The 24853-nt window shown below is 54.1% G+C and carries 14 protein-coding genes and 1 other RNA gene; 7 read left to right on the top strand and 8 right to left on the bottom strand.

Annotated elements, in window-relative coordinates; all coding sequences use genetic code 11:
• Positions 1-127 precede the first annotated feature (127 nt).
• Positions 128-478, top strand: a transfer-messenger RNA (tmRNA) gene (gene ssrA, locus J3U87_RS30285).
• Positions 479-1011: 533 nt separating this feature from the next.
• On the opposite strand, the gene J3U87_RS30280 is transcribed toward ssrA, so the two are convergent.
• Positions 1012-3414 (bottom strand): outer membrane protein assembly factor BamB family protein, encoded by a 2403-nt coding sequence (locus J3U87_RS30280; protein WP_237379535.1) that lies wholly within the window; start codon positions 3412-3414, stop codon positions 1012-1014.
• Between the two features lie 175 nt (positions 3415-3589).
• Positions 3590-4465 (bottom strand): TolB family protein, encoded by an 876-nt coding sequence (locus tag J3U87_RS30275; protein WP_237379534.1) that lies wholly within the window; start codon positions 4463-4465, stop codon positions 3590-3592.
• Between the two features lie 295 nt (positions 4466-4760).
• On the opposite strand from J3U87_RS30275, the gene J3U87_RS30270 reads away from it, so the two are divergent.
• The 5 genes from J3U87_RS30270 to J3U87_RS30250 all read left to right on the top strand — a co-directional run bounded on the left by J3U87_RS30270 (position 4761) and on the right by J3U87_RS30250 (position 11202).
• The gene (locus J3U87_RS30270; protein WP_237379533.1) at positions 4761-6965 is read left to right on the top strand and encodes a winged helix-turn-helix domain-containing protein; all 2205 of its coding nucleotides are present in this window, start codon (positions 4761-4763) and stop codon (positions 6963-6965) included.
• Positions 6966-7169: 204 nt separating this feature from the next.
• Positions 7170-8549, top strand: a complete 1380-nt coding sequence (locus J3U87_RS30265) for a DUF6880 family protein (RefSeq protein WP_237379532.1) — start codon at positions 7170-7172, stop codon at positions 8547-8549.
• A 536-nt stretch (positions 8550-9085) separates the two neighbouring features.
• Positions 9086-10090, top strand: coding sequence for a hypothetical protein (locus tag J3U87_RS30260; RefSeq protein WP_237379531.1), 1005 nt, complete (start codon positions 9086-9088; stop codon positions 10088-10090).
• Positions 10072-10971, top strand: coding sequence for a 6-bladed beta-propeller (locus tag J3U87_RS30255; protein ID WP_237379530.1), 900 nt, complete (start codon positions 10072-10074; stop codon positions 10969-10971). The genes J3U87_RS30260 and J3U87_RS30255 overlap by 19 nt, the downstream gene beginning before the upstream one ends.
• Positions 10972-10983: 12 nt before the next feature.
• The gene (locus J3U87_RS30250; RefSeq protein ID WP_237379529.1) at positions 10984-11202 is read left to right on the top strand and encodes a hypothetical protein; all 219 of its coding nucleotides are present in this window, start codon (positions 10984-10986) and stop codon (positions 11200-11202) included.
• Positions 11203-11636: 434 nt separating this feature from the next.
• Here J3U87_RS30250 and J3U87_RS30245 read toward each other — a convergent pair whose 3' ends face one another.
• Positions 11637-11978 (bottom strand): FHA domain-containing protein, encoded by a 342-nt coding sequence (locus tag J3U87_RS30245; RefSeq protein WP_237379528.1) that lies wholly within the window; start codon positions 11976-11978, stop codon positions 11637-11639.
• Between the two features lie 414 nt (positions 11979-12392).
• On the opposite strand from J3U87_RS30245, the gene J3U87_RS30240 reads away from it, so the two are divergent.
• Positions 12393-13430, top strand: a complete 1038-nt coding sequence (locus J3U87_RS30240; protein ID WP_237379527.1) for a Fic family protein — start codon at positions 12393-12395, stop codon at positions 13428-13430.
• A gap of 164 nt (positions 13431-13594) precedes the next feature.
• On the opposite strand, the gene J3U87_RS30235 is transcribed toward J3U87_RS30240, so the two are convergent.
• The 5 genes from J3U87_RS30235 to J3U87_RS30215 form a co-directional block, all read right to left on the bottom strand.
• The gene (locus J3U87_RS30235) at positions 13595-15550 is read right to left on the bottom strand and encodes an RHS repeat-associated core domain-containing protein (protein ID WP_237379526.1); all 1956 of its coding nucleotides are present in this window, start codon (positions 15548-15550) and stop codon (positions 13595-13597) included.
• Between the two features lie 11 nt (positions 15551-15561).
• Positions 15562-20001 carry a hypothetical protein gene (locus tag J3U87_RS30230; protein WP_237379525.1) on the bottom strand — a complete coding sequence of 1480 codons (4440 nt, stop codon included), beginning with the start codon at positions 19999-20001 and terminating at the stop codon, positions 15562-15564.
• A 177-nt stretch (positions 20002-20178) separates the two neighbouring features.
• Positions 20179-22863, bottom strand: a complete 2685-nt coding sequence (locus tag J3U87_RS30225; RefSeq protein ID WP_237379524.1) for a serine/threonine-protein kinase — start codon at positions 22861-22863, stop codon at positions 20179-20181.
• Complete coding sequence (locus J3U87_RS30220; protein WP_237384545.1) at positions 22860-23414, bottom strand: ECF-type sigma factor; 555 nt, start codon at positions 23412-23414, stop codon at positions 22860-22862. The genes J3U87_RS30225 and J3U87_RS30220 overlap by 4 nt, the downstream gene beginning before the upstream one ends.
• Before the next feature lie 230 nt (positions 23415-23644).
• Positions 23645-24805 (bottom strand): molybdopterin-dependent oxidoreductase, encoded by a 1161-nt coding sequence (locus tag J3U87_RS30215; RefSeq protein WP_237379523.1) that lies wholly within the window; start codon positions 24803-24805, stop codon positions 23645-23647.
• Positions 24806-24853 lie beyond the last annotated feature (48 nt).

Raw genomic sequence — 24853 nt, 5'->3', positions numbered from 1 at the left:
AAAAAAGATGTTGTCAGCTTTTTCTGACGGATGTTGCGCAGTTGACATCGGCGTGAAAAGATCGGTAAAATGATCTTCTGCGCGTTCGGTCCGAAACGGGTCGAAGCGCGATAAACGACCACAAGGAGGGGGCGACAAGGTTTCGACGGGGATACAAGAACTGTTAGTCACGTGTCGAGGGGTGATGCTCGTAAAAACGTCACACTGTTATAGTTGGCAACAACTACGCAATCGCTGCTTAATTAAACAGTAGCCGATCGTGAGGTGAGGCTCACAGCGCCGAAACGATCGTCATATTTAGTGGGCTGGCAACCCGTTCTGGACCAGGGGAACGGCGCGCGAGACTTTTCTTGGTGGGGATGTGTGAGTTTCGGCCCCGGTTAGCCTCACCCATCCGACATCGATAACTGGGGAAACGCACGTAAACGCTGGCAGGGAAGGTTCTCGGACCCGGGTTCGATTCCCGGCGCCTCCACCATTTTTATCTCGGTGACCTCTATTTTTTAGCTAGACGCGTGTCCGAAAGGGAGCGCGTATTGTGGTGCAAGCCCGAGTTAAACCTGTGTCTCGCGTGATTTTTTGCTTTGCAGGCTTGTTTTCAATGCCCGCTTGGTCTTCAGGGTGCTTTCTGCACGATGTTCCGTCGTTTGCTTCAATTTTGAACAGCCGAAGACCACCGCGTCTTCTTTTTTCCATTGGGCTTTGGTGGCCGTACTCCCAGGTGGCGAGATGGTCAAGGATCTCGCCCATCTCTTGGGACAGGCATTCGGCCGCACCGATCATGAGCGCGTAGTGGTGTTGGCGAAACCTTCGCGCCCTTTCCCGATGCGGAGCCAATGGGTATTTGGGTCCATGAGAGAGCAACTTGCAAACATTGATGTTGACCCGAAGGGAATACTTCGTCCCGAGGTGTTTGACTCGGCAATACGCGCACAGCCGAACATTTGTAAGAAATAAAGAAATACACTCACTGGAAGACGCCAGCCTTACCGGCTGGCGTCGAGCTTCAGATCAATTTGTGATCGTTTTTTTCTGAATTGGAAAAAAGGTTCGAAAATAGTGATCCGATATAGTTCGCCAATTACCGAAGTCGTAACCCGTGGGCTGTTCACCACCGGCAACACGGAACCCTTTCCTCTTTAATAACTGAAAGATCTCTTTGTTCAATGTCGCGCGATTCGTGGTTGAACCGCGTCTGTCGTAAAGGCCCCAATCCATATAGATCTGGGTCGTGGGGTTCTTTGTCGATTCTTGAATGAGTTGGTTGAGTAGCTTGCCAAAGCGATCTTCGACACGTGTCGATTGACCGCCCGCCCAACCGAAGGTGTTCGGATATTTCAGCGCAGTGTAAATCGAGTTGAACCCGGCCGTACCCTGACCCATGATCGCACGACCCGAAGCCTCGTTTTTTGTTGGATAGGTGGCGTCGATGTAGGGGATGAGTTCAGATGCGATCATTTCGACATAGTCATCTTTTGACTTGCCTCCTATTTCGGACCATGATTTGTTCTCGATAAACACGGCGATCACCGGTTCTATTTGATTTCCGATGAGATTGTCTAAGGTGTGGTCAACGAGACCGAGTTTTAGGGCCTGTTGGCCATCGTTGAAATAGATGACAGGGTATGTCTCGTTCTCATTGTATCCATTTGGCTTGTAAACGGTGATTTGGCGTTTGTTGTCCAGTATTTTACTTTCGAACTCAAAACGATCCATTTCACCACGAGGGCCCTGAGGTGTATCCAGGTGCCTGGCTTTCTTCCATTGGGGCATCGCAATTTTGGACAATTCGCCACTGTCGCTTGGTACTTTATGGGGGTTTAGGGGGTCGGTAATATTCTCTTCATAATTTTTCAATAGTCCATAGGTGATATGTGCATTGGGTACCAACTCGAAACTATAGTAATATAGGTCTGTCCCCTCGACGTGATTGAGCGGGTGATTTTCTCCTGATTCGATCATGTCCCCTGAAATGGCGAGATCTTCGACTTCGCCACGATACACAACATGGACGTACCTATTCTCTTCAATGATCGGGAATGCGGGCTGTTTTCGCATAAAGCGCTCGAGCATCTCCGATTTGTTGGGACTTGACGCGAGCCGCGAGGTGAATTGGCCAAACTTCGTTTGGGGGAGTTGCCCAAAAACTCGTTTCTGTACCACCATCTGATCATTCACGTCGCTACCGACCGCGACCGCGGCGATTTGTTTGTAGTTACGCGCAAATATTTTCCCGTAGGCATAGCTGGGCGGGTTCCAGCCTCGGCCTTCCAATAACTTGGTTTGTGACAGCTCATGGTAGCCTTCACCGTTGACATCGGCCACATGGAGCGTCCCCTTTTTTGTGATGGTGACGAGTTTGTCGTTGACCATCATCAAAAACCCGTCGCCTGGTTGACGTGAGCGCCACACGCGGTCACCGGTTTTCGCATCGACACAGGTCAAAAATTGCCCGCTGTAACCATAGATGTATCCCTTGTGATACACCGACGGGTTTTCGGTATTTTTGATATGCCTGTTTTTCCAAACCGTGGAAACGCGATAGTTGTCAGCCACATCGATGTCGATGAGCATGCATTCGTCGTATTTATAATTGATAAACATCTGATGATCACCGACCATCACAGGCTCGATAACGACCCAATTTCCTTCGTGGTTAAACTGCCAAATCACCTTTCCTGTTTTGGGTTCGTGGCCGGTAATGAAATTTTGACTCACGGAAATGACCTGTTTTTGGCCTCCAAGGGTTGCCAGAAAAGGCGACTGGTAATCCACCGCAAATTCGCCCGTCGTCCAGACGATTTCGCCGCTGTTTTTATCAATTCCACTAATCGCGTTTTTGTTGTTTCCCCCGGTCTGGCAAATGAGTAAATCGTCAATCACCAGGGGCGAAGTGGTCCATCCAAAGTTCGGTTCTTTTGAACCAAACTCTTTTAAGCTTATCTTCCACTTTTCTTTCCCGGTTTTTAGTTCGCAGGCAAACAGTTGGCCTTTGGGGCCTAACCCGTAGACGGTTTCTTTGTCGATGACGGGTGTTGAAATTGGCCCGTCAATACTTCCTTTGAATGTTGTGTCTATTTTATAACGCCATTTTTCGTCGCCGGTATGGGCGTCGAAAGCGATCATGTAGTCATATTCTCCGTCTGAGAACATGGTGACGGCCTTTTGGTTAGCGATAGAAATGCTCGAATATCCCGAGCCCATATCCTTTTTCCATATCGTTTTAATGTCGCTGCCTTTTTTTGGAGAAAATGAAAGGTCAACGGCTTTACCGCCAAAGATTGGTCCGCGCCATTGTGGCCACTCATCATCGGCTGCCATCGTTGCCGCCGAAAAAGCGAACAGCATGACACCGATAAATTTAATTGGGTTCATTCGGGCTTCTCCTTGTTTCTTGAGATTGAATTCAGTCATTTCTTTTCTTTAATGGCAAAAAGCCGGCCGGACCGTTTAATGGCGCGATGATGACCATGATTTTGAATATGAAATGGATGGTATGAGGCCTACCTCTTGTTTCGTTGTCGGACAGCACGCTCGAGGATTCGGAAAAGCGCTTTTTATGTCAGCGGTATTGTTCTCGTGATGTGGTTTATGGTTTGGGTCTGAGCGGCTCGATGATTTGCGCGTCCACCCAGTAGATATCCATATTATCTGTTTCTTTATCGACGTATCTGTTGAAGAGGATGTACTTGCCGTCCGGGGTGACGCTTGCAAAGGCATCCTCTTTATCGGAATTGATCTTGTCACCCATATTGATGGCTGGGCCCCATGAACCATCCACTTGTCGGAAACTAATATAGAGATCGGATGCCCCGTAGCCGCCCTCTCGCACGCTATCCCAAATCAGGTAGCTTTCGTCTGGCGCGATGAAGGGATGAGCTGTCAATGTGCCCGAGTTCACCACGGGGCCCATCTTTTTTGGGGCCTCGCGCTTGCCGTCCCTGAACCATGATATGCGGATGCCCTTGGTCTTATAATCGTCGAAAACAAAGGTGCCTTTGGCGGATGCCGACAGGCGCATAATTCCCCAGTCTTTGCGGTCGATCATGGGTCCCAGGCTTTTGCGTTCTGACCAGCCATCGCCGATGCGGTCCTTGTAGCCTTCCGCCATATACATGCGTCTGCCATCCGGTGAGAATGTGATTTCACCGCGCCGCTTAAATTCAATGTATTTCTTCCAGACATTGTTTTCCTGGCGGAAGCCGATAACGGTTACTTTGTAGTTAGGGGCAGCGCCACGGTCCAGGGTGAAGTAAAACTCTTTCATGCCGGGGGCGAACACACCCTCGAGCTGCCAGCCTTCTTTGGAGATAATGCCAGGGGCAAAGGGTTCCGCTACCATACCTGGTGGCTTTTGCCCCATGTAGGGACCCTCCAGGTGTGGAAATTCGTCTTGACCAAAGCTGTTGCTCCCGGTGATCAGAGCGGTGAGAAGTAAGGTTGAAAAAATATAGACACGGCTCATGGTTTGTTCCTTTTAGTTTTTTAGGGGGGAAGCGAATTCCTTGCTATGCTCGCTCAACTCCTTTTCAACGCGCCCTTTTTTCAGTTGCCTGATTGGAGCGAAGTGTAGGCAAATCGAAATTTAAATGCTTGAAGTTAGGCTGAATTTTGGCTGACTTCTGGCTGGTCTCGATTAAGTTGCCTTATATCAATTAGTTATATGCGAAGGCTCAGCGGTGTTCAGAGTGTGTGTTAAGATCGGTGTTCTCGATTCGACGCACAATTGCGCACCAGTTTTCGTCCTGGCAAGAAGTGATATGGCAGAACAATATTGGATCGGTGGTTTCTTTATCGATTTATCGAGAAACCAAATCACCCAAAACCAGCAATCTCAAACTCTCGCTCCCAAAGCACTGGCTGTTTTGACTTTCCTTGCGGAAAACCAAGGAAAGGTGGTCAGCCACGACGCCCTGTTAGCGAATGTTTGGCAAGACACGGTGGTCTCACCCAACACCCTTCAAAAAAGCATCGCCCAGTTGAGAAAGGCCCTGGGCGATGATGGCAAAGTCCAGGTCTACATTAAGACCCATGCCAAAAAGGGATATAGCCTGGAGTGCGATGTTCGATGGCAAGAAACCGCCGACCGGGTCGCGTTGGACCGGGTCGCGTCAGACCGGGTCGCGCTAGACCGGGTCGCGCCAGACCAGGTCGCGCCAGAGGTAGAGACATCCGACTCACCCCAACCGCATTCCCCAAAAAATGCGGTGGATGAGATTGATGTTCAAGAACCCAAGCGCGATACGAGTGCAAAGAAAGCCGTTCCTCTGCGTTGGGGTTTGTTTGCTGTCGTCGGTCTTATTCTTCTGGTGGGATATCCGTACCTGGCACCTAAGCCAAGTTCGCCGATATCTTTTAGCCAAATACGATCGCTCACGGCTACGGACGACAAAGAATTTGACGCGACCTATACGCCCGACGGTCAATACATCGTTTTCCATCGTTACTTAGATAAACTATGCGTCAACAAAGTGTGGGCCAAGAACATTGAGACGCAAAAAGAAACCCAGTTAACCCTGGATTGGGGTGCATACGGAAGCCATAGTGTTTCGAAAGATGGCAAGAAATTGGTGTTCTTGGCGACCGAAGCGTGCACGGACTCCAGTACGCAGACGAGTTGCTACGATTTGGTGAGCCTCGATTTTGATAGGGCGCTCGAAAGCCCACAAGTGCCGAGCTTGATGTTGCGCTGCGAAAATTCCGTGCTCTCCAAACCCCTTTGGATCGGTAACGACGATATCGCGATGTTGCAATTGAAATCAAGCCGTTGGAAGTTAATCAAATACTCGGTAAGCGAGAATAAATGCAAGGATTTATACGAGGCCGAAGACGGCAACTTGGTGGACTATTGTTACTCCGCGAGAGATGACCTGATCGCGGTGACCCGGTTCCAGCACGATGGCCGACAGACCATTGACATGCTGAGCACTGACGGACGACTTTTATCCAGCCACCCGATAAAAGTCCCGCCGGAAATACCTAAGTACCGGCCGATCTATCCGAATTTTGCTCCCATGGACGAGCAACTTATCTTTAGCACCGGTAAACAACTCTTTACCCTCTCCTACGAGGGTGAGGTCGCCAAAATCAATACGCCCTTAGCCGATAGGGTGGGGCAACCTGAATTTCATCCGGATGGCAAAAGATTACTTATGCTCAAAGGGCCGTACGATAGTGATATCGTGCTACGCCAGCTCGATCGTTTTGAACAACAATCCCAACCTTACGCAAGCTTCGAGCGCTCTAATCTCGGTGAGGACTATGCCACTTTTCAACCTGGCGGTAACCTCATTGCATTTTGGTCACGACGTTCAGGTGAGGAACAGGTATGGATAAGCGATGGCCAGGAGTCCCGCCAGTTGACCCAATTTCCTATGGATACATATATTCGTGGGATCGAATGGGCCGAAGACGGACAAAGTCTGTTAGTGAACGCGAATTCCGCCCTTTATCAGGTATTTCTGGATTCAAATCAAAAATCCTTTCCATTGGATCTTCCTATAATACTACTTTATCAATGGGATAGCACAGCCAACAACGCTTTATTGCTGGTTCGTATCCAAGGAGTATTTAAACTTGTCGAGTGCAACTTGACTAACTTCGAGATGAGAGAACTAACAGATAGAGCAGTGTTATGGGCACGTAAGAGCGAAGATGGTCGATTAATCTATAAAGATACCATGGGTCGATTTTGGCAACCTGGGCCCGCTGAAGATCGACGTATTAAAGTCTTGGACAAGCAGAGCGGAAGAGCGAAATCGTTCGTGATGCACGCCAATGTGATTTATGGAATTAGCAAGGAAGGTCGGCTGTGGTCCTACGATCTTGTAAGTGAATCGTTCAACATCCTGGGACAGGTGGGGCCAGAAGTCGATTACTTAACTGACGTAAATCAGACGCAGCTATTGATGACCGTTGAGGTTGCCGCCAAAAAAGAATTGGTCGAACTCTCTTTGAGCGAATAGAGCCATTCGGATCGGCGGGTCAATTTGAACGAAAACTGGGGATATCCCAATGGCCAGTGACAGACGCCTCATGGAAACATGGATGATTCGATTTCCAGAGATAGGGGTCACAATTCCGATTTATGCCCTGCTTAAGGGGTAAACCCGTTTCGGTGTTAAAAGCAATGTGTTGCCACTCCTAAGATCATTTAAGGTGGTGCCGTGATGAAAGATAGAAAACGGGACCTGATCGCTTTGGGCGCCGAGACCCTGGCTGAGACCCTATTGAAACTTGCCGAGCGGTCGGAAGAGGCGGCGCGGGCGGTCGAGTGTCTGACCGCAGCTCCGGAGGAGCACGTGCTTCGAATCAAGAAAGAACTGGCCCGTTTGGATTGGTCGGACTACGAGGATTCTCCAAGAGATTCGTGGTCATATGTTGAAGAATTGGAGCAGTTACTCAGGGATTTGGAGAACCATGTCACTGATCCCTTTGAGGGCCTCGATCTTGTCGCCACTTTTTATGAAACTGACCGGAAAACGCTGGGCTACTGCGATGCTCCCGATGATTATGTCATCGAGTTGTTTCGTCTCGAGGCGCAAGCGGTATTTGAGGATTACGCCACACGCTGTCCCGATAAAGAGAAGGTTGCCGAACTCATACTTCGGCTTTGCCGCGTGGATCGCTATGGTGTTCGGGATGCCTTGATCGATTTTGCAGAGGATTGGCTCCCGGAATCGATGATCGATACGATGATAGCCAAGCTTCAGAAGTGGGCGGATGGTGAGAAGGATGAACACCAGAAATACCACCTCTTGACGCTGGTTCAATCTCTGGCTCTACAGATAGATGACCTCCAACTCTATGAACGAACCCGGCTGGCTTCATTCGGATATACAGATGGAAAGGCAAAGGCGGCTGCTTGCATCGACATCGCCCGGGTTTACCTGGTGAAAGGCGATGTTCGGACGGCCGCGGCTTGGTTACGCAAGATCCCGGAAGGGGAAACGAGTATGGTCGGTGAACTGGAGCGGTTGTGGATCGAGGTTTCCCGGAAGCTGGGCGATGAAACCAAGCTGGCCGAGGTCTTGTACCGGAAGTTCCAGTCGCATCGTACTCTCGAAGCGTTGCAGGAACTATTGGATGTCGTGGGTCAGGGGGAGCGGGAGAAACTCGTCACCAATGAAGTGGCATTGATCCTCGAGAATCCGCACTTTTGGTGTTCCGATGTTGCGTTTCTTCGGTCCACTGGCCAGGTTGACGCGCTGGAATTCTATACTATCGATAGAGCGAAGGAACTTGAACATGCCAACTATGAATACCTTCTCTCTTTGGCCGAGTTTTTGGAAAGAGAAGAACGATTGTTGGCATCAACGGTGATTTACCGTGGATTGCTGACTTCCATTCTCCGATGTGGTAGAACCAAATCCTATTCGTATGGTGTTGGTTATTTGAAAAAGTTGGACGAATTGAGTGTATCCATTACTGATTGGAAACATATTCGACATCATACAGGGTTCGTGGATGAATTATTTCGGGACCATGGTCGTAAGCGAACCTTTTGGTCGAAGTATGATACCAAGAGATTGCCACTCCATTTGAAGTGATCCTTCTGGCCGAACTCGCGAGGTGCTTTAGTCGTGGGCGTACTGTCGCTTTTGTGGCTGATTCCGGCAAAGGTAGGCTCAAGTGTTTCTCGGATTAAGCCGGGTGGGGCATGGCCAATGCAGGCAGGGCGAAATTGGAGTCTGAATCCGAGAAGTACCGCTGGAATCCGGTAATCTGATTCTGCTGTGCAGCGATGGTCTGAGTGAAATGGTCAACGCCGAAGCGATCCGTAAATACCTGGCAAAGCATTAGCATTTCAGGTATTAACTCCCGGAAACGCTGAATGAGTTGACGCTGGATGCAGGGGGAGAGAGACAGCTTCACGGTTGGCGTGATGCACGTTATGTATGTTCGGAAATTTCATCCTAAAATCAATTAACTTGTGGCATACTTTTTAGTGTGAATTTTATACTTTCTGTGTAGTCTTGACTTTCGTGACCTGGGATAGGTAATTTGCCCTGCCCTGCGTAGAGCTTCCGGTCTCCTTGTTCCTTTATTTTGCTGCCGGAGGAATCATTGACAAGGAACCCAATCCATGCGTTATGCCTTTGTGATTCTGGGAATTCTGATCCTCGTGGTGGGATCTCTGCTTGTGGTGCGCAGCGATACCTCCGCTGATTTGCTCTCTTCTCCAAAACCAGCGCATTCCGGAACTCCCCTAGACGCCAAATTGACAGTGCCCCAGCCCGTGCCTTCCGAGCTCATCTACTTTGTGGACAAGGACGGGACCTGGCGTTGCCACCAGGGGGAGGAGACCCATAGCCTTAGAATTACTCGTGAGGATGCCCCCCACTACTTTCAGTCCGGCGACCATCTGATCTTGTTTGATCCCGCCGGAATGGGCGATTTTCTGATCTATCGGAGTTATGAGTTGATCCGAAAGGTCAACCCCGGCCTCAGTGGCGATTTTGCGTTCGCGCATTGGAAACACGAGGTGCTCTTTGTGGGTTCGCTGAATACGGAAGAGTTGCTGCTCTACTGCTACGACACCGTACAGCAGCATCTGCTTTCCCGCAAATACCCCCTCACCATCGTGCAGTACGAGTACTGCCTGAAGGCATTGCGTCCCCTGGTGACGGATAATCAGCTCAAGCTCTGGGTTCCGGCGATTCAGCAGGTGATGGTGCTGGATTACCAATTGGAATTGTTGGAGCAGTACCCAGTACAGCCGAACTACCATTGGAAGAACCCCAAAGAGTTGATCGATACGCTCACAGAGACGCCGGAAGAAGATCGGGCGGCAAATATCCGGCTGGGTGTGCAGCATGACGGCACGGTGGTGAAGTTTGCTCCCAGCATCTATATGAAGGTTCGGGATGAAGAGTGGATTACCTACGCTGCTTATGAAATCCGGGGACATCGGAATAAGCCTATGGTGTTTCGCAACAAAACCTATCTGATGAAATTGAGAGATGGCCTCCTCGTAGAGGAACGCTGGATTGATGATCTTATCTTGCGCGGGCATGTGGGCCAGCGATTCCTGGCGCAGATTCATTCGGACGAGGAAGAAAGGACGAGAATGTGGGCCATTCGACTCTGATTGCTCTTTTAGGAATTCTCAGCCTTTCGCCACCGATCCGGCTGGACAAAGCGATCAACAGTGCCGGGGATATCGGCTTCACCCGGCAGCATATCTTTGTGTCCGATGGCAATAGCAATTGCCTGTACCAACTCGATCACACTGGCGTGCTCATGTCCTCCTATTGCCAGAGAGGGCAAGGCCCCGAAGAGTTCCAGAAGCTACGCTATCTCGCGATCACGGAGTCGGAGGTGGGCGTGGCGGATTTTGGCAAGCGTTCGCTCATTCTCTTTTCTCATGACCTAGTGCCTCGACAAGAGATTCGAGTGGGGATGCCCTGCAGTGATTTGGTGCTGATGCCCGACGATCTGTTTGTATTGGGCTTTGACCCAAAAACCAAAAAAATGATCCACCGGTTTTCCCGTTCTGGGAAGAAACTGGTGTCCTTCGGAGATCCACTGAAGCCAATGGACGAAATGTTTGGTATGCAGTCCGGCTTTTTAGCGGTACAGGACAGAAAGATCTACTTCGTCCATGCGTTCCGTTTTCGCATTGATGTGTTCGATCTGCATGGGAAACAGGTAGATACGATCACTCACCCCGGCTTTCCCGGAACGCTGCTCGATGACGTGTTTCGGAAGGGAGAGTTGAACTGGTGGAACGACATGTATCAAGTCATCACCGGATTCGCGGTGTCTCCCTCCGGTGATCTGCTGGTGTCGTATCGCAATTTCCGCGAAAACAGGTTTCTGCTCTATCACCGGGAGCAAACAAAGACTCCCTGGAAGGTGCAGTCCGATGTGGGGCCGGTGGTACTGGGCCCCAATGGAGAGCTGCTACAAAAACGCTCTTCCAAGGATGGTTCCGATGTTATCGAACTCAAGAGAATCGATCTGAAATAGAAGGAGAGAACCATGTTGAAAAAATTCACAGTCATTGTGCTGACATTGATGCTCATCGTAGGGTTCAATGCCTGGGCGCTGACGCGCGGGTGTTTTGATTGCGAATGGTTTAACGAAGAAGGCCATTGTGTTTACGGTGGGGAGTACTCCACCGGCTGCCGCCTGCTCTGGAGAAGCGGAAATCGCATTTGCTTTGAGGTTTGGGAAGGAACTTGTGCGCAGATTCCCTAGGAGCAGCCACAACGGCGCGGGCGGTCGTGGTCTTTCCTGCAATGTAGACGACATTGTCCGAGAAGGCATGACGTGTTCGTTTAAACCCGGGCAAGACCCCGGCCCATCCGACCATGAGCTCCACCGGCTTGGTTCATCTAAATGACTGCGCCTTTACCTACGCAATGGGAAATCCAAAGAACGCCAGGCATCCCCACAATCGCGCGTCTCCCAAAGAGGTAGGGGGCGGTTTATCTGGTACACTCATGTGGGCAATGAACGAAAGACCATAAAGGTATCTGACGAACGTGGTGGACAAGGCCGAACCGATCACTTTGCTCCTGGAAAAAAGCAATCAGGGGAGCATGGAAGCCAGGGAACACGTATTTCGAATTGTTTTTGACGAGCTGTATCGATTCCCAGGCCCTTTCTCGGGGCAGGCGACTCCGGCGGATTCAGCCCCTGAGCGTGCGGTCTTCCGTCAAATCTTCGACCGGGGCATCCTTGGGCTGATAGATGATGATGTAGTTCTCGATATAAATCCGATCGCCGGGGTTGAGCTCGGTCTCGCCCTCGACGATCGCGCCATTGACGCGGGTTCCGTTCGCACTGCAATCTTTTAGGGAGTACCGCTCTTCGGGCATGACCAAAATCGTGGCGTGAATCCTCGAAACTTTTTCATTGGGCAATTGCACATGGCAATCGGAGGAGCGACCGATCAGGAGGCTGCGATCCGTGAGTTTGATGCGGACAAACAACGTGAGATCGTCGTAATTGTAGAAATCCAGCCTGGGCATGGGCTCACCTGAATATGAAAAGTTGGTTTCGGTGATTCTCCCAAGTTCCTGGATTTTTGTCAATCGAGGTCGCGGGCTCTCGTGGATAGAGTGGGCTACCCGGGAAACTTGGTGTTTTTTCTCTCGGTGTCGTGCCTGGTCATGCCATGGGAACCCGAATAGGCGCCGCACGCGCAACCTCGAAGGTGGATTTCAGGTGACGCTGTTTGTTACTCGGAAAAAGTCCGGGGCACGGGATGTACGACGTCCGGCAAGATTGACAGGCTACGATCTTGGATTCCTTGTGACCGAATTCAAAAATTTTCCTTTGCTGCGATGACGCGAATCGCCTTGAGTGAGTCTCTTTTTTGGTGTATCCATGAGCTACCGAATCACCAGGTTGCCCGGACCCGAAGGAACATGAGGTGAGCCCGTTTGAGTCATCACGATCGATACCAACCGCCCAATGCTTTGACGCAAACCGTGTTGCGCCTCGTTGCCGAGATCAGCGAGTGGATCGGGCGACTCACCGTTTTAGCGGAAAGCCAGTTGACCCCCCGTTTGCGGCGGGAAAATCGAATTCGGACCATTCAAGCCTCGCTCGCAATCGAGAACAATACGATGTCCTTGGAGCAAGTTACCGCAGTCATCGATGGCAAGGCCGTGTTGGGTGATCCCCGTGAGATTCAGGAAGTCCGCAACGCTTTTTCCGCATACGACGCTATGGGCGGATGGGATCCGACCTCTCGAGGCGATCTTTTGGCGGCACACGGCATCCTCATGGCGGGTCTCGAAGGTCGGCCCGGTGCTTTTCGAGGGGGTGGCGTCGGGATTTTCCGTGGTGATCAGCTCCTCCACATGGCTCCTCCGGCGGATCGAGTTCCCTTTCTGGTGGATCAGCTTCTCGATTGGCTGAAACACTGTGACGAGCATCCGCTGGTCGCCAGTTGTGTCTTCCATTACGAGTTGGAATTCATTCACCCGTTCGCCGATGGGAATGGTCGGATGGGCAGGTTATGGCAGACGCTGATTCTCCGCCAGTGGAAACCATTGCTCGCGTTCTTGCCCGTGGAAGCGGTGATCCGCGAGCGACAAGCGGAATATTATCGAGTCCTCGCAGAGTCGGACAACAAGGCGGATGCTACTCCATTTATCGAGTTTATGTTGGCGGCTCTGCGCGATGCCGCCCTCGAGGCTTCGAGCACCGACCAAGTAAGCGACCAAGTAAGCGACCAAGTAAGCGACCAAGTAATCCGCCTGATGGCGTCGCTTTCGTCGGGACCGCTGAGCGGTACCGAGATCATGTCGGCCCTGGGGCTTTCCCACCGCGCCTCGTTTCGCAAGAACTACCTGGCTCCGGCGCTGGAAGGCGAATGGGTCGAACGTACCGTGCCCGAGGCACCCCGCAGTCCGACCCAACGCTATCGGCTGACCGCCAAAGGTCTGCGCAAACGGGGCCAGCTCGGAAGGTGATGTGTCTGGTGAGGCGATAGGATTCGAGCCCGTCTCGATCCCCTCAAACCAGGGCGCCGTCCTCCTTCAATCACTGGGCCCGCAGCGGATGCCGGTTCTTGGCGACGAGGTTTGCGGGTTTTCTCTCGGGGTGAAAAAGGGCGGCATATGCCGCCCTTCCTGGGTCAGAATCCAAAATTTTTCCTGGCAAAACGGCGCCTGAGATCTTGGACGCCCCTGTGGATTTGATAGGCTCGGTCAATGACGGTTCCGGCAGTCCGGGCCGTATCGTGGATGGATTTGGCGATTTGGGTACCCTTGGAATACAGCCCATAGGCTGCGGACGTGGCAAGAAAATCACCATACGTACCGTCCACGAGCATCGTGCTGGTTCTAAAAGCCGCCGCATCTTTGCCCCGCAACTGGGTATCGGCGATATTGAAGGTGATCGCAGCCCCATAATCCCCGCCGAGACTGTTGCTGCCTGTACCGATGACGATAGTCCGGGACTCTCCGGTGGTGGTATTGAAGGTAATTTTTTCCGGCCCTATTTGAACGTTGTCGACGCCCACCACGCCATTGCTGGAGGACAGATCTTCCATACTGAATTGGGTGCTGACTTCCACTCCCACTGATTTAGTGCCTGCGCCTCCTCCGATTTGGAAACTATCCACGCTCCAATCCGATCTGTGGCGAACTTCCAAGTTGGCAGAAACGGGAAGATCGCCACTTCCTGAAATCGTTAAGCCGGCGGCGAGACGAATCCTGATGGCTGTCGCGTAGCGCTCCATACTGTACAGTCGCGTCACTTCCAGAATCGATCCGCCAACCGAAATTTTGCTGGTGATCGAGAAAGTGAATTCATCCGCCAAGCCGTTGGGATCGATGAAGTTGAGCGGGCTGTTGTGAGCATAGACGTATAGGTTGTAGCTGGAGGGAACGAAGGGATCGAAATCCCTGCCGGGATCCGGTGTCAGGAATCGAGCAGATACCGGATCCTGGTAGCGATTGACCATATAAATGATTCCGCTGGCGTCGTCTTCGTGGCCGGAAAACCCGAAGGGTCCCTCGTGGTCGACGGAACCCGTGTGTATTTGCTGCCCGAAGGGACTGTACTCGAAGCGGTCGACTCGGCCGTGCTTCCAGCGAATGGCCGCATTACCGAAATAATCCGAGGCGTGTAAATCCGCATCGATTTGCTGGGCACCGTCGTCGTAATAGGCGGTAAACACGTGGTCGCCATTGTGATGCACGTACTCCTGCCCACTGACGGCGCCCACGGTGTCGACCCTCCTGACGGAGATGACCTTGCCGGTCGTGTCGCGATGGTAATAGCTCACGCCGGTTTCATCCACCACGCGCACCCGTTCGCCGTTGGTGTTGTAGAGGTAGTGCGCAATGAGTTTGCGGGTGCCCCTTTCTTTGATCGCGACCAGCAAACCTGCCGGATTGTGTTCGTAGGTGTATTGATCGTCCCGAACGAGCCTGCCGGCATCGTCGTATCTCCAATCGTCGCGATGAAAGGGATTGCCCGCACTGAAATGTTGCTGGACGGATGGCATGTAGAGATCGTGCTGGGAGGAGTCGATTCCGGACTTCTCCAGGAGGTTTCCCAATTCGTCGTAGGCGAAGGAAAGTTGCTCGTTGCCGTAATGAACATCGGTCAGTTGGCCTCGCCCGTCGTACGCGTAAGACATGACCGCGCTGTAGCCAGGATCGTTGCGTATCGCGCCGGATATCAAACCGCGTGGGTTGAACGCGGCATTCCAATACCGGTACTGAATCTGCCCGTTCACGGTTACGGTTCGGCTTTGGGGTCGACCCAAGCCGTCATACGTACGCTGAAGGGAGGCCAGGCCCGCGCCTTGGTACGACGCGTAGGAACGCCTGACCGGTCGACCTCCGTCGTCGTAGGCGGTGTCGCTGACGATGGTTTCGCTACCGTAGCGGGTGGTGATCCCGGCATCGATCGCGTTGTAGCTGTGCTGGACCGAGGTACCGCTGGGGTAGTCCGTTTGGTGAATTCTTCCCAAGGTATCGTAGTGGTAACGTACCTGGGAGATATCTGCCGCGGCGGCCGGCAGGATGGCCACCAGAAGAACCCACTGACATAAAACGAATTTTTTCATGCTGTCCTTCATCTCGTGCCTCCTTATTTGCTTGCCGCTTTGGCTCTGAGGGTGATCGCTTTCCGGCCGAAGTTCGTGACCGCCTCGAACACCCCGGAGAAGGTTTGGCCGCTTTGGCCCCAGCTCGGTTTCTGCCAATACACGGTGACCTGGGCCGAACCGCCGGCAGGAATGGAGATCGCGTTGGAGCCTGGCACTCCGTTCACGGCGTGAACGCTGAAGTCGGAGCCGCTGGCATTGACCACACCCGTGACCGTTTGGGCACCCTGGTTCGTTACCGTGATGAGATATTGGCGAATTTGGCCGTCGGGCACCTCACCGAAGTCGGCCAAGCTGGGTGTGATGTCGAATTGGGGGATGTCTTCCACGGCTTTGCCGATCAGATACCCAATCGCGTGACCGCCACCCGAATCGCCCCGAATGGTGCAGTGATAATCCCTGCCTTCACTGGGGTTGAACCGAACTTGCACGCGCTTGGACCTGCCGGCACCCACGTGAATATCGCCGACCGATGTCCAGGTTTGGTCGATGTAGAAATCAAAGGATCCGCTTTCCGTCAATGTCCGTAGGGTGACCGTCCACAGGCGGGACCCGATATTTTCGACGTCGATGAAGCCGAAGGCGACCTGATCGGCGTCGATTTCGCCAAAGTCGTAGGTCGTGGGCGTGATGCGGATGTCCGAGGGTTCGGGAATGATTTGACCGATCAAGTCGATGTCCGAGGCGCATTCGGCATCCACCCTGAGCGAACTCGCGTAAAGTCCGGGCGTGCTGCCGCGCATCCGCAGAGTCACCGTTTTCGAGAATCCGGGATTCAGCGAAAAGGAAAGGGAAGTCACCGGTGCACCCGAATCGTCGAGTATTTTGAAGGTGTTGTTGATGGTGGTCAACACAGCGGTTCCCGGTTGATTACCGGTATTGGTGAAGACGATCGACCGATTCTCGTTTTGATTGACGATCACCGTGCCGAAGTCGAGATTCCCGACGTCGGCCGCGATACATGGCCCGTTTTCCCCACCAGAGAAATCGACTCGGGTCCAATTGGTGGGTTCACCGTTCTCGTCGATCGCCCGAACAAATAAGGAATGTTCCATATCGGTGGTCACGACGCCTACGGGCACGTCGGTATGACTGTTCCCGACCTGAACGGAAAAGCGTTTGGCGGAAGTGCCTTGGGTCTCGAAGGCAAATTCATAGTCCACGGCGCCCGGAACCGGTTCCCAATCCGCCTGCAGCAAACCCGGCGGTACCCGCGTGTTCGCCAGGGGGTACACGACCTCGGGACCAGGTTTCAGGTCCGGAATGGTCAGCGAAACCAGGGTGGGTCGATTGAGCTGATCCGATTCTTCGACCGTTTCGATCACGCCGTTGGCCGATTTGGTTTTCAGGATGCCCGTATCCCAATCGTAGACGTTGGTGAACAAGGTTTCCCAAAGGCCGTCGCGTTTGACTTGCTGTTTGGTAAGCCGGGCCAGTGCGTCATATGTCGAACGATAATGACCCGCGGGTCCTTCGACCTCGTCCACTTTCCCGAATTCGTTGTAGGTGTAGTTGATCCTACCGTTGATCTCGGGCTGTTCCTCCCAAATCATGCGGCCGAGGGAATCCACTCGCTGGCGGCGAAGGTGACCCTCGAAGTCGGGATCGGGGTGGTCGGGACGGATGGTGACGAGATCTCCGTCATATTGAAAGTTGGTGCCTTGACCGTTCGCCTCGGCACGAACCATCCGCTCCGCCATATCGGAAAGGGTGACCCTGATGTAGCTTTCCGTGTCGGTGTCCCTGTTTTTTTGGATCACTTCCAAGCGTCGTTGGCCCGCACCGTCCCAGCCGTATCGATAACGAGCTACGGAAAGTTCGACGCTCCCTTCAGTCGTTTTTTCCAACACGGGCCGACCCAAAACGTCATAGACAATCGAGGTTTGGCTGCCGTCGACCAGGTTTTTTTTGAGCCGGGGCAGTCCATAGGCGTTGTACAGGGTTTCTTCCACGATGCCGTCTTGTAGGTGATTGACGCGCAACTCTTTGGACGCCAAGCGGCCCCATGCGTCGTAGTTCTCCCGTGTTCGGCTGACATAGTCGAGATCGCCGCTACCCGTGCGGTCATCATCGCCACGGTCGCTGCCGAAGGCGATTTCTCGCTTGAACCCGGATAGGCTGCCATTGTCCGGATTTCGCCGGAAAGATTCTTCGAAGGGAGGGGCTCCGGGCTCCGAGTAGCGGACTTCATCCGGGAGCATGCCGCCGGGTAAGACCGTTTTCACCAATCGTCCGTCCGAATCGTATTCAAAGGATTTGGTCACGCCATTCTGGGTCTCGGTCGCGATGGTGCCGTCCAAATTGATCGAGCGCGTCCGGTCGGGGCCGATGGGATATCGAATGATGCTGGGCATGCCCCACCGGTAAGCCACCTGTTCGATTTTGGAGAGGGTCCCGGGTATCGACCGGGACTTTTCCAGGCCGAGGTAGGTACCTCCTTCATAGTATTCAATGGCGGTCACCACGTCCGGAGATTCGGAGCCTGCACCGGAGTGCTTGGTCACCCGGGTTGGAAGCGGCCAAAGCGGATGAAAGGTACGGCTGACTTTTCCGATGAGGCTGCTTTCGAAACGAACCTCCTCCAGTTTGGGAAGACCGATGAAGTACACGTCGTCGACCGCATTTTCGAAACGATCCAATTTGGTGAAGCGATGGTCGTAGTCGGTGGTGTGAATCCGTTGAGGTGCGAAACCGCGGGCCTGAACGAATTGGCGAATCGGGTTCAGGAAGGAACCGGCGGAGGGGTCGGCGTCGACGCGTTCGTACTCGAAATGGGTATCCACCCATTGGCCGTCTTCCAAACGGCTGTGTTTCATCAGGTATGGTTCGAACAACCGGCCAGAGTCCGCATTCCCCCCGTAGTAGTAATGCGGATGAGGGGATAGTTTCGCGGAGTATTCCCATCGTTGTTCGGCGGTTTCCATATCCCCGCCCTCGCCGTAGCTGACGATCTTGTGAATGGGGCGACCCATGACGTACGCATCCCCATGGGCTTGTCCATCCTTGTATGCAGGTTCCGTTCGGGGGTGACCGAAATAGGTGGTCGTCCGGCGATAGGGCTTGTCGGTGAATCCACTCGTCAAGGTGACCGAGACGTCCAACACGGAAACGTCCTTGGTCCGCCAATGCCAAGGCGACTCGATGGTGCCCTGTCGGTAACTGAACAGGTAGGAACCGCCGCTATGGGAAAGGGTCCGTACCCGAACCCAATCTTCGGTGTAGACCCTTAGATCCGGATCATGGCAATCGTACTTGTTTACACAGCCTTTGTCCCGAATGGCGCGAATATGGGTGGTTTCGAAATTCATGTAGGTCAGGCCGATCTCACCTCCCTCGGGCGTCGTCAAGCCGTCGACCATCAGGAAAGATTGGTCCGGATGGGTTTTCGCGCTCTGGTACTGCACCTCGAAACGATGGCCCAAGGGTGAAACGACCGCACCCAGATAGACATGACTCTGGGAATCGCCGGGCGCCCGGAGCGTCAGGTATTCAAATCGGCGAATCTCCCGTTTGTCGACTTTGGGCTCGTCCGGACTGCGACCATCCGTCAAAACCAGGGATTCCAGGTATGGTTTCCCCAGGATGGTGGTGTAGCGAAAGTAGAGACGGCGACCGTGGGAATCTTGAACGTAGTCGATCAAGGGACGCTCGTTGTCCATCAGGTCCTGGGTATAGGAAATGGTCAGCCTGCGTCCGTTGGGTTGGGTGATCTCCACCGGATAGAAGTAGAAATATTCGAGGTAATTGGTTTGAGAGAGAATGTGCGCGTTGGGGTCGTATGCCGTGGGCATGAACTTAATTTTTCTGCCGTTGGCGCTAAACAGGTAAAAAGCCCCGCCTTGGAAGGGCAATGCGCCCGACGGAGAGCGCGTGATTCGCGAAAGATCGTTGCTGATGTAGTGGACGCCTCGGGTCGGCAGTTCCCCGGAATCCGTGACGGGTTCCATGAAGACCTGGTCGCGAGTGAAGGCCGAGAAATTTCCGCCGTTGTCAACATAACCGACGTTTTCCCAGACTCGTGCAACGGTGTTGATTTGTCTGGCCACCATGAAACCGTAACCCAGGTGCCAGCCGATACCCAGCGGGGAGCGTTCGTAATCGCCACGGGCACCGAAATCGTAGTTGAAATCGCCCTCGGGTTCCATCGGCCAACGATTGGGGCCGTTGTAGCGTGGTGCCAATCCAAAATCGCCGAGGTCGAGTCCCGGTAGATTGATGGAGACCTTGCCGGTGAATTCATTGATGTTCACAAAGGGAGCCTCGGTTTTGAGGCCCAGTTTTTCGGAATCACTGGTAAAGGGTTCGTAGTCGGTCGAAAAGCGGTCGTCGAGGGATTCGTCTTGTGCGTGCAGGGCATGTGCGACCAAAGCCAAGCAGCATAACAGGATACGCAAACGCCATTTGCGCGGGAATAAGGGACTCATGGCCTCTCCTTGTGGATTTGGTGGGGATTGACGGTGGCGGCTGTAGGTGGTGAAAAGACAGCCGACCTCCGCGTCCGGCGAAATGCAATCGCCTTCGGAGAGCCATGTGAAAAGCGGGTCCGATTTACGCCAAGTTTTTTCGAAAAAACAATAACCGCGAGAAAACCATCGGAGCCTTCAGCGGGCTGGCGGGCAAACCTGCTGCAATTTTTCGCGGTATCTTTGAATCACGCGCAAGGGGACCACCGTTTGGTCTCCCGCTCTTTCGACCGTTTCATAGGCGTGATCCATCAGCTCCCATGCGTCGGCGCAATGACCCGATCTTGCCTCGCCATAGGCGATGGCCGCCAAGACGTGGCACCAAATATTGACCCGCTCGGGTTGCTGGACATAAAACTCGAATATCGCTTCCCAGGTGGGTCGAAGGCCGGCGTAGAAACCGTTCTCCATGGCGATCTGCGCGAACTCGAAATCGTTGGTCGTTCGAAACCTGAGATTGTCAGCGAACACCACGTGCGCCATGGTGTTACTTTCCAGTGCCACGGCCAAGGCCTCCTCGGGGCGACCACTGCGCAAAAGGGCAAAGGCCTGGCGTCTCAAGGCATTGGTGACCTGAACCGACGGACCTGGATTCGCGGCGCGTTCGACGTTCACGGCCTCCCTGAAAAAACAGGCGGCATCTTCGTAGTTGCGGCGGTTCCAGGAGGCCATGCCGCGGTTGTGGAACACATCGGCCAGGTGGGTCGAACGCTCGCCCAACTTCTCGCGGATGGTGTTTTCCGCGATCTGTAACATCGGCTCGGCACGATCCAAATCGTTCTTGTGATAAATCAGCCGATACGCGTACCGAATGCGCACCACCGCCGATTTCAAGCTCTTGTCGCCATAATGCCGGTCGAACAGTTCCAGGGCACGCCGGTAATTAGGCTCCGCTTCGGGGAATCTCCGATCCGCCGACAGGGCCACCGCGAGACTCAGTGACAGGTCGCCTTCCATCACACTTCCTTTGCGAGCCATGTCGAGTGCGGTTTGATAGAGGGTCACGGCTTCCGCCAAACCTTCGGCGTATTCGGTGGATTGCCCGAGGAGTTTCATGCAACGCAAGGTTTGCAGCGCGTCTTTGCCGAGTCGCCTTTCGAAGATCCGCAAAGCCTCACGATATTGGGTCACGGCTTCGGTGTGCTTGGAGGTTTTCGCCAAGAGCCGGCCCCGGGAAAACAAAGCCTCGGCTAACAGCAGTGGTTGATCCTCGTGTTGTTCGGCAATGTGTTCCAACTCCGCCAAGAATGGTTCGGCCCGGTCAAAGTCGTCCTGGGTCATGCGCAGTTCGAAGAGCGCCGCGGTTGGCTGCACCAGTTTGGGGCTTCCGGCACCCTGGTGTTCGATCAAGGATTCACGGGCGTTTTCCAACAAAAAGTCACTTTCGGAATAGAGCCCCAGGGCCAAGTACGCTTCACCGAGCACCCCTTCCAACCTGGCGTGGATTTCCGGCCGGTTTCTGAGGCGATAGGGGAGTTCCGAACGCGTGCGGTCGAGGATCTGGCGAACCTCCAGGTTGGGATCACCGCCCAGTGCCGGATCTCCGCTCGCCAGGATTTCGGTGAACAGCGCGATCACTTCTTCTGCGCGATCCCGCTCCATCGCCGTCCGTTTTTGTTCGCGAGATTGGGTGACGGCGATGCTGATGGGCAGGGCGAGAATCAATAGGATCACCATGAACGCGGTCAAAGCCGGCCAAAAATGGCGGCGCAGGTAGCGGCTGGCGAGGTATCCCGGGGTTTGGGGCCTGGCGGAAACCGGCAAAGCCTGGATGAGCCGATGCAAATCCTCTTTCAGGGTCTGAGCCGTTTGGTAGCGATCGCGCGGCGATTTGGCCAAAGCTTTCATCACAATGGCGTCGAAATCTGTAGATACTCGGTTGTTCCGGAGCCCGTTCTTCGCGGCCGTTTCGAGTTGGCCGAACAGGGACCTCGGCCTCGGCGGGTCCTTTTCGACGATGTCCCGTAAGGCGTGGGAGAGCGGGGTTCGCTTGTCCCAGACCAGAGGTGGTCGACCGAGGATCAAGCGGTAGAGCAACGCACCGAGTGCGTAGACATCGGAATGGGTGCTCGTTTCCTGTGCGCTCGGCGAGAGACCGGTTTGCTCGGGGCTCATGTATTCCAGCGTTCCCTGAATTTCCCGGGATATGGTTTCGCCGTGCTCGAGGGTACGGGCAATCCCGAAGTCGATCAGTTTCGGAACCGGGGCGCCTCCCTCCTTGGTGACCAATATGTTGGAAGGCTTGATATCTCGGTGGATGATGCCACGGGCGTGGGCATAGGCCACTGCTTCACAAACCCGGCTGAACAGCCTGATTCGTTCTTCGAAGGATAGATGTTCCGCTTCGGCGAACTCGTGGATCGGTCGGCCTTCCACGTGTTCCATCACCAGGTATGGCAAGCCGTCGGGGGTTTCGCCGACTTCGATGAGGGAAGCGATGTAGCGGTGGTTCAGCTTGGCGAGAAGTTGCCGTTCCAAATCGAAACGAGATCGTGTTTTCTCGTGGAGAGACCAGCGCACCAGTTTGACGGCGACTTTACGCGAGACGCCTTCCACCTGTTCGGCCAAATAAACCGTGCCCATACCGCCCTGACCGATCACGTTTTCCAGGCGATATGGACCGAGTCGATCGCCCGGATTCCCAAAAGCCGCTTGGCGTTCTTCAGCCTCTTTGCCGTATGCGGTCAACAGTTCGCGGACCTCTTGTTTCAAGTCCTCGTCATCGCAGATCTTGTCCAAATAAATGTCCCGCTCATCGGGCGGCGTTTCGACGACTCGCTCCAGGAGCCTGTCGATTCGTTTGAGTTTTTCCGTATCGCTCATGCGGTTCCATCCAGATTCAAGGATCGCAACAGCCAAATCCGCGCCGCTTTCATCTTTCGGGAAATCGTTCGCTCGGGAATGTTCAGGCCGCCTGCGATTTCACGCACGCCCAGCCCCGCAAATAGATGTAACTCCATGATCCGTTCTTTGACGGTGTCGATTTTCCCCAATCGATTTAGCGCCTTGTCCAAATCCAAAAGATCATCGGCAGATCGTGGTTGCACCTGGGGGAGATCGTTCAGACTGTTCAGGAGAACCCGGGTATGGTTGCCGCCGGCCTTTTGAGATGCTTTACCTCTTGCATGCTGGATGAGGATCCGCCGCATCAGGTGGCCGGCAAACGCGAAAAACAAATTGCGATTGGCAAATGAGACGTTCTGGGTTTCCATGAGCGTCATGTACAGTTCGTGAACCAGAGCCGTGGGTTGCAACGTGTGATCTCTGCGCTCCGAGATGAGGTAGGCGCTTGCCATGCGGTGCAACTCTTGGTAGATCATTGGCGCCAACTGGTCGAGTGCCTGCTGGTCGCCCGAGGTCCAGCGCTGTAACATCGCCGTGATCCCCGCAAGGTCACCGGTGGTCAACTCCGGTTCTACATGGGAGAAACCTGGGTCGGGCTTGCACAAAGTCGAACTCCAAGGATTTCGTTTTTTACCGAAAAATCGTGACACGAGGCTCCATCCCGTTTTACCGGTTGAGATCCCACGGCTTTTTCCAGATTCTAGTACATGGAGTTCCGATAAAAATTACGGCCGAATGGGCCGGTCTTGACCTGGCTGCCTCAAACCAGGGCGCCGTCCTCCTTCAACCACTGTGCCTGCAGTGGATGCAGGTTCTTGGCGCCGCGCAGGTCGAGGCCTTCGACCTTTGCCGGCTTGGACGGTTTGGTTCCCGCGGCCACGTGCTTGCGGTTGTAGAACACCGCGCCGGCCAGAAAGGCGTCGCACATGCGGACAGCGCGCAGGTCGGCACCCGAGAAGTCCGTGCCTTCCGCGTCGACTCCGGTCATGTCCGCCGGGTTCTTGCCGCCATCGGAAAAATCGCACAGCGGGAACTTGGACAGGGATAAATTGGTCTCGCGCAGGTTCGCCCCGTGAAACAGGGAACGCTGAAAGGCCGAGCCCCGGATCTTGGCGCGGTAGGGACCCTCGCTGAAACAGAAGCCCGAGTAGTCCTTGGGGCGGTCCAAGCCCATGCGCTCCATCTTGGCGATGATCAGGCGCGACAGGTCCTTGCGCGCCACCAGGTCGTTTAACGTTTCCTGCCATGCCGAGCTCGGTATTTCTTCGCTGACGTCGCTGCCCTCGGTATCGATCCCCGTGATCCGCCGCATGATCGGTTCGAATCGTTCGTCGGGCTCGGTGCGCCCGCGATGGTGATAGCCCGCGTAGGTTTCCCAGGTTCCGCGACATTGCGCCAACGGCAGCGGTGAGAACTCGATGCACTCCAGCCACTTCATCGACTTGTAGAAGAACAGGTCGGGGCCGACCGTCGAGCGCAGCGGCCATCCGTTGGCGTAGGGGAGGGGGGCGCCGTTCAGTTCCCAGGCCAGCATCACGTGGCCGGATTCCAGGCAATAGGACAGCTCCAGGGCCGTCTCGTGCTTTTTGTTTCTAGGGCCGCAGGTGGCGCGCGCCCTGCTGCGGAAGATCACGGTTCGAAACGGGGAGAGGTCGCCCAACCGTGCCGCCAGTTGCGGAAACGGCAGGCCCCCGAACCGCACCGTCTTGTCTCTCGCCCCGGTGATGTAGCCCGCCGACACACATACGATCGGCAGGGTCATCTGCACATGACCCAATTCCGCCAGCTCCTGCAGGGAAAACTGTCGTTCGTCGGGAAGGCCCAGCACCTGAAGGCGCCAGTCGTCCTTGTGAGCCAGGGGGTTGGGGGTGTGGCTCGTGCCGTCGTCGCCGACGACACCCAAAATCGGGGATGGGGACATGTGTCTCTCCTTATTGATGCGCATCGTGGGTACCGAGAAGCCGGATGA

This window comes from Sulfidibacter corallicola, from assembly GCF_017498545.1.
In the GTDB taxonomy this organism is placed as follows: domain Bacteria; phylum Acidobacteriota; class Holophagae; order Acanthopleuribacterales; family Acanthopleuribacteraceae; genus Sulfidibacter; species Sulfidibacter corallicola.
The sequence above is the reverse complement of the archived record's forward strand: the minus strand, read 5'-3'. Positions and strand labels throughout refer to the sequence as shown.